The sequence below is a fragment of the Kitasatospora sp. GAS1066B genome (assembly GCF_041262605.1).
GTDB lineage: Bacteria > Actinomycetota > Actinomycetes > Streptomycetales > Streptomycetaceae > Kitasatospora.
This window is the reverse complement of sequence record NZ_JBGCCO010000013.1, coordinates 207659-221652: the sequence shown is the minus strand read 5'-3', so window position 1 is coordinate 221652 and position 13994 is coordinate 207659. Positions and strand designations below refer to the sequence as shown.

Here is a 13994-nt window from a genome sequence, read left to right as displayed (position 1 = left end):
CAAGTACGTCCAGTACGAGGACGACTCGGGCGCACGCCCAGCCGGGCGCCCAACGCCGCGGGCTCATCCGAAAAGATCCGCCGTACAGGCCCTAGAGCTGCGCGGCCGGTTGGCGGACCCCGCGCTTCGCCAGCTCGGCCCGCCAGGCCTCGGCCGGCGCGGGGTCGCCGAGTCGCGGGTTCCACAGTCGCACCACGGTGTCGTCGGTCAGTTCGTGCACCCGGCCCGCCAGGTCCCGCAGCACCCAGTGCTCGGACCGGGCGGGCCGCACGGGCAGTCCCCGCACCGGGCCTGACACGGTGTCGATCTCCCAGACCAGGGTGCAGGTGAGCGGTGCGAGGCCGGGGGCGTCCAGGAAGGCGGCGCGCCAGCGGGCCGCCGTCGTGCCCGGGTCGGTCTCCAGCCGCTCGGCCAACGCGCCCCGGTAGACGTCCAGTTGCCCGCGCAGCTCGGCGAGCCGGGCGCGCAGCGCGGCGTACCGGGCCGGGTACCGCTCGCGGACCTGGGACGGCACCCGGGTCAGCAGCTTTCCGTGCTGGTTGCGGAAGCCCAGCTCCACCGAGCCGGCCGGGTCGTAGGTGAAGACCGCCGTGTACGGGCCCACCGGCACCTTGAGGCCGCTCAGGTCGGCGCCGCCGGGCAGGCCGCGGATCGCGACCAGCTCCTCGCGTGCCTGCCGGGCGGACGTCGGCGAGGTGGCGGCCAGCAGCCGGCGGTGCTGGCCCGCACCCGGCTCCCCGGCCAGCGCTGCCAGGGCGGCCAGGCCGGCGCGGACGAAGTGGGCGGCGCCCGGCCGGAGTTCGTCCGGTGCCTGGCCCGCGTGGCGGCTCAGCGCCCGGCCCAGGTGGTGGATCGCCTTGGCGTCCTCGCTGACCACCGCCACCCAGGCGAGCGTGCCCAGCAGCGCTCCGCCGGGCTCGCTCGGCGGGCCGTCGTGCCGCTCCCTGGCCGGGCAGCCGGTCGGGTCCCCGGATCCGGCGGCCAGCAGCGTCCGCAGCGGCTGCCGGACGGCCGGTTCGAGCTGGACCAACTCCCGGACCCGGCCGAGCCATTCGTAGGCGGGCCGGACGCCGGTCGGGCGCGCGCACAGCTCGAGCAGGCGCACCGCCGGGTCCTCGTAGAGAGTGGCGCCGAGGCCGCAGCGGGCCGCGACCGCGAACGGTTCGTCGACCGGCAGCAGCGGGTCCGGGTCGAAGCGGGTGGGCAGCAGGGCGCGCAGTCGCGCGGCGAAGGCGGCCTGCTCGGGGGTCGGCCGGCTGTCCGGGTCGTGGAAGTCGGTGTGGCAGCCGAACCGTGCCGCGAGCACCGTGCGCAGGTAGGGGTGGAACGGCTCGCGCTCGGCCGGGTCCAACTCCTCGTAGGCGGCCAGCGGCAGTTCCAGGCAGCTCTCGGCAGTCGCCCAGTGCCTGGTCGGGTGCACCGGATCGACGTCCTCCAGTGCCCACCCGAAGAGCTGGTGGACCTCGGCGGCCGACCAGTCGCAGCGGGTGTCGCGCAGCGCGACGGTGGCCGCCCACTCGTAGTCGCCGGCGGTCAGGCCGGGTCGCTCCTGCTGCAGCGCCGTCGCGATCTCGCGGCGGGTGGCGGGCGGCAGGGTGTCGAGCAGCGCGGCGGTCTGCGGCGCGTGCTCGGCGCCGGTGCGCCGCTGCGCCAGCAGGTCGGCCCGGCCCGCCCGGATCAGCGCCCGGCCGAGCGGCCGCGGTCGCAGCGGCGGCCGCCGGCGCGGTCCCCAGAGCCGCGGGAACTCGCTGCCGAGCCGGAGAAGTCGTAGCCAGAGCACCGGTGCACACTCCCGTCGGACGTCCACTCGGACGCAGTACGTCCTATCGCACCGGGGGCCCGTGCGGGACACGGGGGTCCGGGCCGGTGACGAACGGGCCACGGCTGGACGGCGGGTGGCCGAACAGGCACCCACCCGGCTGGCGCGGGGCGGTGGAGCGGTGCTTGGATTTCCGCTACAGCCGCATGGCCTGACAGCACGTCGACGGGGGTTCGTCCATGGGTCGGTGGCACACGTATGCCCGGGGCCGGGGAGTGGGGGCCGCGCTCCTCGCTGCGGCGCTCTGCGCCGGGACGCCGCTCGCGTTCGCGGATCCGGGCCCGGCGGTCTTCACCGTCGCGGCCGACGGCAGCGCGTTGCTGGCGCCGGGCGGCGGCTACCAGGCGCTGAGCATCGCCGTGCTGGCCGGGGACGGGCGCTCGACCCTGGCCGGCGTCCAGCTGACCGTCGACGCGTGGCAGTTGGCCGGGGTGGGCGAGCTGCGGCTGCCCGCGCAGTGCGCCTTCACCGCACCGCTGCGGGCCGACTGCGCGCTGGGCGACCTGGCGAACGGCGGCGGCGTGCTGCAACTGGGGGTGCGGGCGGCGGCCGGTGCGGTGGTCGGGGCGTCCGGCGGCCTGCGCTACACGGTCACGGCCGCGAACGCGCGCGAGAGCGGCGGCGGGAGCGATCGGACCACCGTCACCGTCGGGGACGGCCCCGACCTGTCCGTGGCCCGACTCCCGGCGCTGATCAGCGTCGGCGCCGGCTCCCCGACGCCGATCGGCGCGGCGGTCACCGACCAGGGCGACCGGGACGCGCGCGGGCTGGTGCTCTCCTTCCAGCCGCCGGCCGGCTACGCGCTGCGGGGCGACTACGGCAACTGCTCCTACCCCGTCACCCCGGGCGGGCCGGACGGCTGGGTGCTCTGCCGGTTCGACGACACCGTGCTGCACCCGGGCCAGGTGCTGCGGCCCGCGGTGCCGATCGCGGTCACGGTGCCGGGCGGCGGGGGCGACGCGCCGGCGGGCGGGCTCTTCTCCTACGCCGTGGACGTCACCGGCGGGCCGCTGGACCAGCGGCTCTCGAACGACCTCGGCGGGCACCGGCCCGGCGGCGGCGCGTCGCTCACCCTGGTGCCCGGGTCGGGCGGCGACTTCGGGAGCGCGAGCTCCAGCAGCGTCCTGCAGAGCGTGGAGAGCGGCCTGCTGGTGCCGATCGCGAGCGATGTCAGCGGCTCGGTGGGGGAGACCGTGTCGACGGCTTTCGCCGTGCGCGACACCGGTGACCGGGCGGCACCGGCGGACCCGGGCAGCGCCGGGTTGAACGTCCAACTCCCGGCCGGGGTACGGGTGGTCGCCGCTCCGGTGGCCTGCGCGGTGGTGACCGGGACCGACACCGGGCAGTACCTGTGCCAGGAGAGCAGGGTGCTGCGGCCCGGCGAGTCGGCGGGGTTCACCTTCCAGCTCCAGCTGACCGCGCCGCTGGACCACGCGGCCGGGCACCTGACGCTGCGCGGCGCCACCGGGTCGGCCGACTTCACGGTGACGGCGCTGGCCGTCGCACCCTCGGCGGGACCGACCGGCGGATCGCCCTCGGCCGTGCTCGCCGCGCCGGCGTCGTCGGCCGCCGCCGGGCCGGTCGACGACGCCGGCACCGGCCCCTCGTCCTCGGCCCTCGCACCGCCGCTCCTCTCGTTCCCGCCCACCGACAGCGGCATCTCGCCCGGCCGACTGATACCGGCGGACGCCAGGCCGAGCGCCGGGCGCACCACCGCGACACCGGCGGCGAGCGACCTGGCCGTCACCGGCGGGCGCAGCACGCTGCCGATGGCGCTGGGCGGCGCCGCGGTGGTCGCGGGCGGCATCGCGCTCACGGTGCTGGCCACCCGCCGGCCCCGAGCCGGGAACGGCCCGACCAGGCATCGCCAGGCCCGGTCCGAACCTGGCAAGTGGTAGAGACCTGTTTGAGCGTGGCTTGACCATTGGTGGACGAATTCGGACGTTTGGGCCGGTCGGAGGCACCGTCAGATTGCGGATTGGTACAGACCTGTTGACCGGAAGGGGCGGCAGGACATACGTTCTGCGCCAATCCGCGGAAGCAGGGTCGGGCCGGGTGCGCACCCGCCTCGGCTCAGGTACACCTCCCCCACACGGCGTCCGGAACCCCACTGCCGGGCGTGACTGACTGGAGCGACCATGCCCGAACGCGCCACCGCCACACGGCAGATCGAGCGGCCCCGACCCGCTCGACGGCCCTTCCGCAAGGCGACCGTCCTCGCCACCGCGACCGCGCTGCTCGCCGGTGCGGCCGGCCTCGCGACGCTGTCCGGCGGCTCGGCCTCCGCCGCGAGCGTCAACCTGCTGACCAACGGCGACTTCGAGACCGGCACGCTGGCCGGCTGGACCTGTTCGGGCGGGCTCGGCAGCATCACCAGCACCGCGCCGCACAGCGGCGGTTACGCGCTGGCGGGCGCCGCCTCCGCGTCGGACACCGCGCAGTGCTCGCAGACCGTGACGGTCACGCCGAACACCGCGTACAGCTTCTCCGGTTGGCTCAAGGGCGGTTACGCCTACCTCGGAGTGACCGGCACCGGGACCACCGACACCAGCACCTGGACCTCCAGCGGCAGTTGGGCCGACCTCAACACCAGCTTCAGCACCGGTGCCTCGACCACGTCGGTGACGGTCTGGGTGCACGGCTGGTACGGGCAGGGCACGTACTACGCGGACGACCTGGCGCTGACCGGGCCGAGCAGCGGGACCAGCAGCGCCTCGCCGACCCAGAGCGCTTCCAGCAGCCCGACCCGGAGCGCCAGCCCCTCGCAGAGCGCGTCACCGACCCAGAGCGCCTCGCCCACGCAGAGCGCCAGCCCGTCGCAGAGTGCCTCGCCCACGCAGAGTGCCTCGCCCACCGCCTCCCCGAGCGGCAGCGCCGCGCCCGGCGGCGACGGCCTGGTCAGCACCCCCACCGGTGTGACCGCCGGCGTCAGCAACAACACCGTCACGCTGAACTGGACCGCCGCCACCGACGGCGGCCAGAACGGCAACGTCCCGGCGTACTACGTCTATTCGGGCGGCAACCTGGTCGCCACCTCGATGGGCACCTCGGTCACCGTCAGCTCGCTGCTGCCGAACACCGCCTACACCTTCACCGTCCAGGGCTATGACGTCGCCGGGCACAGCAGCGCCCAGTCCGCCCCGGTCTCCGCGACCACCGGCGCGCTGCCCACCGGCGCGGTGAAGTCGGCCTACTTCTCGCAGTGGGGCATCTACGGCAACCAGTACTACCCGAGCAGCGTGGCGGCGAGCGGTGCGGCCTCCGGCCTGAACGTGATGACCTACGCGTTCGAGAACATCGACCCGACCAACCAGACCTGCTTCGAGACCATCAAGGCCGCCGACACCAACGACAGCAACCCGAACGCGGGTGACGGCGCCGGCGACGCCTTCGCGGACTACCAGAAGTCCTACACCTCGGCCACCAGCGTGGACGGCACCAACGACGCCTGGAGCCAGCCGATCAAGGGCAACTTCAACCAGCTGCGCGAGCTGAAGGCGAAGTACCCGAACCTGCGCTTCACCCTCTCGATCGGCGGCTGGACCTACTCGAAGTTCTTCTCCGACGTGGCAGCCAGCGACGCCTCGCGGAAGAAGTTCGTCTCCTCCTGCATCAACATGTTCATCAAGGGCAACCTGCCCACCGGCGTCTCCGGCGACGCCTCCGGCGGCACCGGCTCGGCCGCGGGCGTCTTCGACGGCATCGACATCGACTGGGAGTACCCGGCCTCGGCCGGCGGCCACACCGGCAACCACTACGCGGCCGCCGACACCGCCGACTACACCGCGCTGCTCGCCGAGTTCCGCAACGAGCTGGACGCCTACGGCAGCAGCGTCGGCAAGCACTTCCTGCTGACCGCCGCGCTGCCGAGCGGCCAGGACAAGATCGCCAACGTTCAGACCGACCAGATCGGCAAGTACCTGGACTACGGCAACATCATGAGCTACGACATGCACGGCGCCTGGGACGCGACCGGTCCCACCAACCTGCAGGACCCGCTCCAGGACAGCCCGAACGACCCGAGCACGCCGATCGCCCCCGGCACCCAGAAGTACACCGTCGACAACGCGGTCAACGCCTTCCTGAACGGCGCCCCCGCGTACGGGATCCCGGGCGGGTTCCCGGCGGCCAAGCTGGTGCTGGGCGTGCCGTTCTACTTCCGCGGCTGGACCGGCGTCCCGGCGGGGAGCAACAGCGGCCTCTACCAGAGCGCCACCGGCCCGTCCGCGGCGCAGGGCACCAGCCAGGCGGCCGGCGTGGCGTTCTGGAAGGAACTGGTGGCCGGCGGCAAGACGGGCGCCGCAGACGTGCACTGGGACCCGACCACGCAGAGTTCGTGGATCTACGACGGCACCAACTTCTTCACCGGTGACACCCCGCAGGCCATCGCGGCCCGCGGCACGTACGCCACCGGCAAGGGGCTGGGCGGAATCTTCGCCTACTCGCTGGAGGCTGACGACCCGTCGGGCACCCTCATCAAGGCGATGACCGGCAGCATGAAGTAGCGGTTCCCGGCGGGACCGGCTCGGCAAGGCCCCCGGCGCGTGCGACTCGGCGCCGGGGGCCTTGCCGCGTACGGTGCGCTGCGGGTTCTACCTGTCATCACCACCTGCTAATCTCAGCCGATTTCAGCGTGGCGCACTGCCGCGGCCAAGACGGGGTAACGAGGAAAAACCATGGCAATTCGCCGGGCCAAGCAGAAGGCTCAGGTCATCGAGAAGCTCTCCCAGGTGGCACCGCCCGGGGAGACGTTCATCGCGTGCGTGCACGTGGAGACCGGCCCGAGCCCGTGGCTCAACGCGGTCTTCGACGAGGTCCCGTTGCTGGGGCTGATCGTCGCGCTGACCCGCCGGTTCTACTTCCTCACCCTCACCAACAGCTCGGTCGTGGTCAACGTCGCGAGCCGCTGGACGAACCGCCCGGGCGACGTGGTCGGGGTCTTCCCGCGCCACGCCTTCCCGGTCAGCCGGGTCAAGCGGGCCACCATCTGGAGCTCGATGTACCTCCAGCTCCCCGGTGACGACAAGCCGCGCCGCCTGAACATCCACCGCTACTGGCGCAACGAGATGGACCAGCTCTCGGCCGCCTTCCCGCCCGGGGCGATGGCGGACGGCTCGATGCCGCCGGCCGTCGCGCAGGGGATGCCGCTGCCCGGTCAGCCGTACCCGCCGCAGGGCCTGCCGCAGGGTCAGCCGTTCCCGCAGCAGCAGCCGTTCCCGCCGCAGGCCGCCCCGCAGCCGTTCCCGCCGCAGCAGCAGCCGATGCCGCCGCAGGCCGCCCCGCAGCCGTTCCCGCCGCAGCAGCAGCCGATGCCGCCGCAGGGTCAGCCGTTCCCGCCGCAGGCCGCCCCGCAGCCGTTCCCGCAGCAGCAGCCGCCGGCACAGGGCCAGCCGCCCTACGGCGGGCAGAACCCGTACGGCGGCCAGCCGGGCCACCCGAGCTACGCGCCGCACCCGGACCAGCCCTGACCGTCGGCCCCGCACCGGCCGTACCCCGCCCACCCCGGCCCACCGGGGCGGGCGGGGTACGGTGGCCGGCGTGAACGATCTCGCCGTCCGCGAGCTGCGGATCCTGGTCGCCGTCGATCGCGCGCGCAGCTTCACCGCCGCCGCCGGAGCGCTGGGCCTGACCCAGTCGGCCGTCTCACACGCCGTCAGCGCGTGCGAGCGCAAGATCGGTGCCGTCCTCTTCGACCGCGGCCGGCACGGCGCCCGCCCCACCCCCGCCGGTGAGCGCGCGGCCGCCCACGCCCGGCGGATCCTGCGGCTGCTCGACGCCCTGCCCGACGAGGCGCGCGGCGCGAGCACCAAGGTGCTGACCGGTCCGTTGCGGATCGCCGCCTTCCGCAGCGCCGCCGTTCACCTGCTGCCCACCGCGCTGACCCGCCTCGCCGCCGTCCACCCGGGTCTGGCCCCCGAGGTGCGGATCGTGCCCGAGATCGGCCCCGGCACCGCCGGCGAGGTCCGGGCGGGGCGTGCCGACCTCGGCATCGCGACCCTCAGCGGCAACCATCCGCTGCCGGACGACGTGGTCGCCGGGGAGCTGTTCGAGGAGCGGTACTCGCTGGTCCACCCGGCCGGTCACCCCGATCCGCGCACCCTGCCGCTGATCGACTGGGCCGAGAACTGCTCCTCCTACGCGCGCGAGTGGTGGGCGCTGCAGGACTGGCTGCCCGCCGCCAGGCTGGACGCGGGCGAGGACAGCGTGGTGCTCTCGATGGTCGCGCGCGGGATGGGCATGGCGATCATGCCGCGGCTCGCCGTGCTGGACGCGCCAGCCACGGTGACGGTCGCCGACCTCGGGCCCGACCGGCCGACCCGGTCGGTCGGGTACGTGACCACGCCGGAGCTGGCCCGCACCCTCGGGGTCCGGGCGCTGATCCGCGAGCTGCGCGGGGCGGCCCTCGCCTCGGCGTCGGCCTGATTGGACTCGCGCTCCCACCTTCGGCTCTACTCGGAAGCCGCCGCCGCTGTTCGAGAGGACCACCGTGCCCGAGTCCACCCCCGCTGCCCTGACCGGCGACTGCGCCAACTGCTTCGGCCTGTGCTGCGTGGCGCTGCCCTTCACGGCCTCGGCGGACTTCGCGGTCACCAAGGACGCCGGCAAGCCCTGCCGCAACCTGGACACCGACTTCCGCTGCGGCATCCACACCCAGCTGCGGCCGAAGGGGTTCAGCGGCTGCACGGTCTACGACTGCTTCGGCGCCGGGCAGCAGGTCTCCCAGCTCACCTACGGCGGCACCAGCTGGCGGCAGGCTCCGGCCACGGCGCGCGAGATGTTCGACGTCTTCCCGCTGATGCGGCAGCTGCACGAGCTGCTCTGGTACCTGAACGAGGCGCTCACCCTGGCCCCCACGGCCGCCTTGCGCACGCTGCTCGCCGAGACCGAGGCCCTCACCACCGGCACGCCCGCCGAGCTGCTCGCCCTCGACGTCGCCGCCCACCGCGGGCGGGTCAACGTCCTCCTGCTGGAGACCAGCGAACGCGTCCGCGCCGGCGTCCCGGGCAAGAAGCGCGACCGCCGCGGCGCCGACCTGATCGGCGCCAAGCTGGCCGGCGCCACCCTGCGGGGCGCCGACCTGCGCGGCGCCTACCTCATCGCCGCCGACCTCAGCCGCGCCGACCTGCGCTGCGCCGACCTGATCGGCGCCGATCTGCGCGACGCCAGGCTGCACGGCGCCGACCTCACCGGCGCCTTCTTCCTCACCCAGCCCCAACTGAACGCCGCAAAGGGTGACGTGACCACCAAGCTCCCGGCGAGGCTGACCCGCCCGGGGCACTGGTAGGCACTGGGCTGTCGCGTCGGACGATCCGGGTCTGTCTGAAGTAGTTCAGATAGACATTCGGCATGGCTGTCCAGACCTTTGCGTACAGTGCCTTCCTGCGCGGCCCCTCCCAGGTGCTGCCCTCGCTCGACGACGCGGACGTGATACTCGAGCGCCGCGACGAGGAGAACCTCGTCCTGATGCGGGTCGAGCGCTTCGAGGCGACCGCATCGGGGCTGCGGATCGCCGCCCGCTCCCTGGCGATCCTGGCCGGCCGGCAGCCGGACCTCGCCGAGGAAGTGCTCGCCGAGGAACTCCCCTGGCTGCACTGGCTCCCGGAGACCGAACGCGGGACTTGTGTCCGAGAGCTGCTCGCCGACCTGGTCGCCGGAGCCGACACCGGCCTCCTGCTGCCCTTCGCCCGCAACCTCGCCTCCTGGCGCGCCACCGCCGAGGTGTGGTCCGACCCGAAGCCGGCCCGTGAACTCCAGGGCCCCTTCCCCGGCGACGGGCCGCAGGTGCACCGGCCGCTGCCGGAGGGCGCGAAGTGACCGACCGCGGTGAGGAGCTCCCGCGACCACGCCCGTGGAGCGTCCGTGCCGTCGACCGCCAGGCGCACCTGGGTTGGCAGCAACTGCTGAAGCAGGTGCCCGAGAACATCGACCGTGCCTGGGTCGCCGTCACGGGAGACCCGCGGCAGGTCGACCAGCGGCAGCACCCGCTGAAGGGAGCGCTCGGCGTGGTCAAGGTCGCCGGCGCGCTTCCGGAGCAGTGGCAGTACGAGGTGACCGGGGGCGGCCGGATCTGGTACGCCATCGACGATGAGCAGCGAACGCTGTGGATCACGCGCGCGGGAAGCGGTCACCCGAAGCAGACCGAGACTCGCGGGCACCGCTGAGCTCGTTCCGGCGGCGCAGAATGTCGGTGTGACAGCTGCGACGGATCATGACGCCCCCACCGCCCAGGCCTGGTCCGCGCTCGGTGGCCCACCGCAGCTGCTCGACGGCGTGACGTACCACCGCGCGCCGGGCGCGCTCCCCGCTCGGCTGCCCGTCCTGCGGCTGGCCCGGGCCACGGTCGGGGTCTGCTCGCTCGCGGCCGCCGAGTTGCTGGCGGTGCGCAACGGCGGTGCGGTGCCGGCGCTGGAGGTGGACGAGGCGGCGGTGGCCACGGCCTTCGTGAGCGAGCGTCAGCTGCGGATCGACGGACGGGCCCTGACCGCCTTCGCCCCGCTCTCCGGCTTCTGGCGCACCGCCGACGGGTGGGTGCGCACGCACGCCAACTACCCGCACCACCGGGAGCGGCTGTTGACCGCGCTCGGCACCACGCCCGAGCGGTTCGGTGCCGAGCTCGCGGGGCGGGCGGCGGTCGAGGTGCAGGAGACGGCGTACGCGGCGGGGGCGCTGGCGGTGGCGGTCCGCGAACCGCGGGCGGGGGACCAGCCGTTGGTGGAACGCGGCTCGAACGGTCCGACCGCCCAGCGGCTCGCCCCCGCCCCGCTCCCCGCCACTGGCGTGCGCGTCCTCGATCTCACCCGGGTGATCGCCGGCCCCGTCGCCACCCGCACCCTCGCGCTGCTCGGCGCGGACGTGCTGCGGATCGACTCCCCGCGCCTGCCCGAGAGCGAGGACGCGCACGCGGACACCGGCTTCGGCAAGCGCTCGGCGCTCCTTGACCTGGACCGCCCTGCCGACCTCGCCGTGCTGCGCGAGCTGATCGCCACCGCCGACGTGGTCGTCACCGGCTACCGCCCCGGCGCGCTGGAACGGTACGGGCTGCTGCCGGACGGCGTGATCGTGGCCCGACTGCGCGCCTGGGACCGGCGGGGGCCGTGGGCGGACCGGCGCGGCTTCGACAGCCTGGTGCAGGCAGGCTGCGGCATCGCCGCCATCGAGGCGAGCCCGGACGGGCACCCCGGCGCGCTCCCCGCGCAGGCGCTCGACCACGGCACCGGCTACCTGCTGGCAGCGGGAGTGCTGCGAGCGCTGACGGAGCGCCAGCAGAGCGGCCGAGCGACCCTGCTGCGCCACTCGCTGGCCGGCACCGCCCAGTGGCTGCTCGGGATGGACCGCGAGACGGCGGACGGCGAGCCGGGCACCCCCACACCCCGGCTCGCCGAGACCCCCTCCCCCTACGGCCTGCTCCGCCACGCCCGCCCCCCGATCGGCTACGCCGGCGCTCCCGCCACCTGGGCGTCCGGTCCGACCCGCTGGGGCAGCGACTACCCTGCCTGGACCACCGGCTCCTGAAGCTCCGTCACCCAGCAGGCCCGGTCCTCGGGGCACTCCAGGTAGAGCTCCCTGGTGTACCCCGTCGACCGCCAGCCGTTGGCGTCGATGGTCGGCTCGTAGTAGGCGATGCCCGGCCCGGCGGGGTCAGCCGGGAGTCCGCCACTCGCCGGCACAGCTCGTCGAAGAGCGGACCGGCCACCGGGCCGATCTGCTCGGGCTGGTAGCCGCCCGCCACCGCGCTCAGCTCGGCGACCCGGACTGCCGCGATCGGCACCACGAGCCCGCAGCCTCGATGTCTCAGCTGAGGCGGGGAGTTGTTACCTTCGATGACGATCTTCATGTGCGGGCTGGACCGTTGCCGGTCAGTGCGAGTCGGCGGGGACGGGCGAGAGCCGGTAGGCGCCCTCATGAGTGACGACACGGCCGGCGGTGGGCGGCGCGAAGTGGGTGCCCAGGACGAGGGTGTCCGTACTGGCGAGCGAACCGAGCAGCCTGCGGCGCGAGGCTTCGGACTGCTCGGGCTCGATGTCGACGCAGGCACCGATGGTGGGGTGGGCGAGCTGGACGGGGTGGTGGATGCAGTCGCCGGTGATCAGTGCCGTCTCTGCGCGGCTGGTCAACTCAAGGGCGATGTGGCCGGGGGTGTGCCCGGGGGTGGGGATCAGTCGCAGGCCCGCGACGACTTCGACACCGTCTGCGGGGACGTCGACGAGGTCGAGCAGTCCCGCCTCCTCCACCGGGATCACGGAGTCGCGGAACATCTGCTCGCGCGCCTCTTCCATGTCGTACCCGGCCCAGAACTCCCGCTCGACGCGCGAGGTGATGTAGCGGGCGTTGGGGAAGGTGGGAACCCAGTCTCCGTCCACCTCGTGCGTGTTCCAGCCGACGTGGTCGGCGTGCAGGTGGGTGAGGATCACCAGGTCGACGGAGTCTGGGGGGAATCCAGCCGCCGTGAGGCGCTGAAGGTAGTCGGTGTTCAGGTTGTGCCAGGCGGGGTTGGCCCGCTCCTTGCCGTTGCCGATGCCGGTGTCCACCAGGGTGCGCAGCCCGCCGACGGTGAACGCGAAGCTGTGGCTGTCGATGTGCAGGACGCCCTCGTCGTCGGCGAAGTGGGGGCGCAGCCAGTCCTGCCCGGCGACGACGTCCGGGGTGGCGTCGGGCAGCAGCCACGGTCCGGTGGCGGGCGGCAGGAGGACCTCGTCGATGCGGTGGACGGTGACGTCGCCCACGGTCCAGCAGGGGATGGCGGTCGGGTCGGTGGTCGGTGGAGTGCTCATGATCGGTTGTTTCCTCTGGTCTCGTTACGGAAGGTCGTTGTGTGCGCTATGGGCTGCCGTGCGTCTCGACATGGCGAGTGCAGCCAGGCCCGCGACGGCGAGCAGGGCGGCGGTTACGGCGTAGGCGTGGGCGGCGGTGTTAAGCCCGTAGTGCTGGGTGGCGGCGCCCGCGGCGATGGCGGGCAGGCTCATGGACAGGTAGCTGAGGACGTAGTAGGCGGCCAGGGTCGCGGCGCGGTCCTGCTCGTCGAGTGAGGCGAGCGTCATGCGCAGCGCCCCTTGGGAGACGGCCCCGAAGGCGACGCCCGCCAGGGCCGCGCCGCCGTAGACGGCGGGCAAGCCGGAGCCGTGCATACCGAGCAGGCTCAGGGCCGCGGACGCAATGACGGCCAGGCTTCCGCCGGCGGCGGCGGCGCGCGGCGCTGTGCACCGCAGTGTCCACACGGTGAGCGTGGCCGCGGCGGTGAGCACGAAGAAGACCATGCCGCCGGCCGCTTGTGAGGCACCGGGGGCCACGAGGTGCACGAGCGCCGGTCCGAGGGAGGAGTAGAAGCCCCCCAGGGCCCAGACGGCGACGACAGCGGTGCCGACCGCCAGCAGGGCGCTGCGCGCCGACGACGGCACCGCGAGGTGAGGGCGCAGCGACCGCAGGGCACCGGCGTGTGCGCGGGCCGTCTCCGCGGTGAACGTGACCGCGATCGCTTGGGCAGCGAAGAGGACCGCCAGCAGGACGTACACGGTGACCGTGGGCGCGGGGGCGAAGCGGACGAGGACGGTGGAGGCCAGGACGCCGGCGGCCATGCCCGCCACCGGGGCGATGCTGTTGGTCAGGGCGGACCGGCCCGGGCGCAGGGGGTCCTGCAGGTCGAGGAGGGCCGCTCCCGCGGCGCTGGTGGCCGCGCCGGTGGCCGCTCCCTGCAGGATCCGGGCGGTGATCAACGCTCCGGCGCCGTCCGCCGAGGCCAGCAGCACCATGGAGGTGGCCTCCAGCAGCAGGGCGCCCACTAGGACGGGGTGCCGCCCGAGGTGGTCGGAGAGCGCACCTGTGATGAGCAGCGCCAGCAGCAGCGTCAGGGAGTAGGCGCTGAAGACCATGGTGATGGTGAGCGCGGACAGGTCCCAGGCGTGTTGGTAGTGGGGGTACAGCGGCGTCGGCGCACTGGATGCCGCGAGGAGGGCCGCCAGGATCGAGGCGTCCAGGACGAAGGACGCCGCGTGCTTGGCGGTCTGGGTGCGGGCTCCCGGGTGGCTGGATTGCGCAGGTGCGCGGGGTGTGACGGTGGGCATGAGATTCCTCGGCGCTAAACGCAATGAGTTTGCTTTAAGCCACCGTAGGCTCTACCGTCGACTAACGCAAACATTTAGCTTTTGGTCGGGGATTGCTCCGCCCCTCCAGCCCTGAG

At 73.8% G+C, this 13994-nt stretch carries 11 protein-coding genes and 1 pseudogene; 8 read left to right on the top strand and 4 right to left on the bottom strand.

The window, feature by feature from the left end; all coding sequences use genetic code 11:
* Positions 1 to 91 precede the first annotated feature (91 nt).
* Complete coding sequence (locus ABH937_RS17390; RefSeq protein ID WP_280691112.1) at positions 92 to 1807, bottom strand: DUF4132 domain-containing protein; 1716 nt, start codon at positions 1805 to 1807, stop codon at positions 92 to 94.
* A 227-nt stretch (positions 1808 to 2034) separates the two neighbouring features.
* Between ABH937_RS17390 and ABH937_RS17385 the strand changes: the two genes are divergently transcribed.
* From ABH937_RS17385 to ABH937_RS17350, 8 genes are all read left to right on the top strand, one after another.
* Entirely contained in the window at positions 2035 to 3717 is a 1683-nt protein-coding gene (locus ABH937_RS17385) for a hypothetical protein (protein WP_370218704.1), read from the top strand.
* A 240-nt stretch (positions 3718 to 3957) separates the two neighbouring features.
* Positions 3958 to 6324, top strand: coding sequence for a glycosyl hydrolase family 18 protein (locus tag ABH937_RS17380; RefSeq protein WP_370218702.1), 2367 nt, complete (start codon positions 3958 to 3960; stop codon positions 6322 to 6324).
* A gap of 171 nt (positions 6325 to 6495) precedes the next feature.
* Positions 6496 to 7287, top strand: coding sequence for a hypothetical protein (locus ABH937_RS17375; RefSeq protein ID WP_370218701.1), 792 nt, complete (start codon positions 6496 to 6498; stop codon positions 7285 to 7287).
* A 70-nt stretch (positions 7288 to 7357) separates the two neighbouring features.
* Positions 7358 to 8242, top strand: coding sequence for a LysR family transcriptional regulator (locus ABH937_RS17370; RefSeq protein WP_370218700.1), 885 nt, complete (start codon positions 7358 to 7360; stop codon positions 8240 to 8242).
* Positions 8243 to 8306: 64 nt separating this feature from the next.
* Complete coding sequence (locus ABH937_RS17365; RefSeq protein WP_370218699.1) at positions 8307 to 9104, top strand: pentapeptide repeat-containing protein; 798 nt, start codon at positions 8307 to 8309, stop codon at positions 9102 to 9104.
* Between the two features lie 62 nt (positions 9105 to 9166).
* Positions 9167 to 9634: a hypothetical protein gene (locus ABH937_RS17360; RefSeq protein ID WP_370218698.1), complete on the top strand. Its 468-nt coding sequence runs from the start codon at positions 9167 to 9169 to the stop codon at positions 9632 to 9634.
* Complete coding sequence (locus tag ABH937_RS17355) at positions 9631 to 9981, top strand: hypothetical protein (RefSeq protein ID WP_370218697.1); 351 nt, start codon at positions 9631 to 9633, stop codon at positions 9979 to 9981. The genes ABH937_RS17360 and ABH937_RS17355 overlap by 4 nt, the downstream gene beginning before the upstream one ends.
* Before the next feature lie 28 nt (positions 9982 to 10009).
* Positions 10010 to 11332: a CoA transferase gene (locus tag ABH937_RS17350; protein ID WP_370218696.1), complete on the top strand. Its 1323-nt coding sequence runs from the start codon at positions 10010 to 10012 to the stop codon at positions 11330 to 11332.
* On the opposite strand, the pseudogene ABH937_RS17345 reads toward ABH937_RS17350, so the two are convergent.
* The 3 genes and pseudogenes from ABH937_RS17345 to ABH937_RS17335 all read right to left on the bottom strand — a co-directional run.
* A pseudogene (locus tag ABH937_RS17345) lies at positions 11305 to 11594 on the bottom strand (MerR family transcriptional regulator); the annotation flags it as partial. The gene ABH937_RS17350 and the pseudogene ABH937_RS17345 overlap by 28 nt on opposite strands.
* 82 nt (positions 11595 to 11676) lie before the next feature.
* Positions 11677 to 12591: an MBL fold metallo-hydrolase gene (locus tag ABH937_RS17340; protein WP_280691104.1), complete on the bottom strand. Its 915-nt coding sequence runs from the start codon at positions 12589 to 12591 to the stop codon at positions 11677 to 11679.
* Positions 12592 to 12615: 24 nt separating this feature from the next.
* Positions 12616 to 13878, bottom strand: coding sequence for an MFS transporter (locus ABH937_RS17335; protein ID WP_370218695.1), 1263 nt, complete (start codon positions 13876 to 13878; stop codon positions 12616 to 12618).
* Between the last annotated feature and the right edge of the window lie 116 nt (positions 13879 to 13994).

Coding starts and splice junctions, on each gene's coding strand:
- ABH937_RS17380 (WP_370218702.1), top strand. CDS start 3,958: ATGCCCGAACGCGCCACCGCCACACGGCAGATCGAGCGGCCCCGACCC.
- ABH937_RS17375 (WP_370218701.1), top strand. CDS start 6,496: ATGGCAATTCGCCGGGCCAAGCAGAAGGCTCAGGTCATCGAGAAGCTC.
- ABH937_RS17360 (WP_370218698.1), top strand. CDS start 9,167: ATGGCTGTCCAGACCTTTGCGTACAGTGCCTTCCTGCGCGGCCCCTCC.
- ABH937_RS17340 (WP_280691104.1), bottom strand. CDS start 12,591: ATGAGCACTCCACCGACCACCGACCCGACCGCCATCCCCTGCTGGACC.
- ABH937_RS17335 (WP_370218695.1), bottom strand. CDS start 13,878: ATGCCCACCGTCACACCCCGCGCACCTGCGCAATCCAGCCACCCGGGA.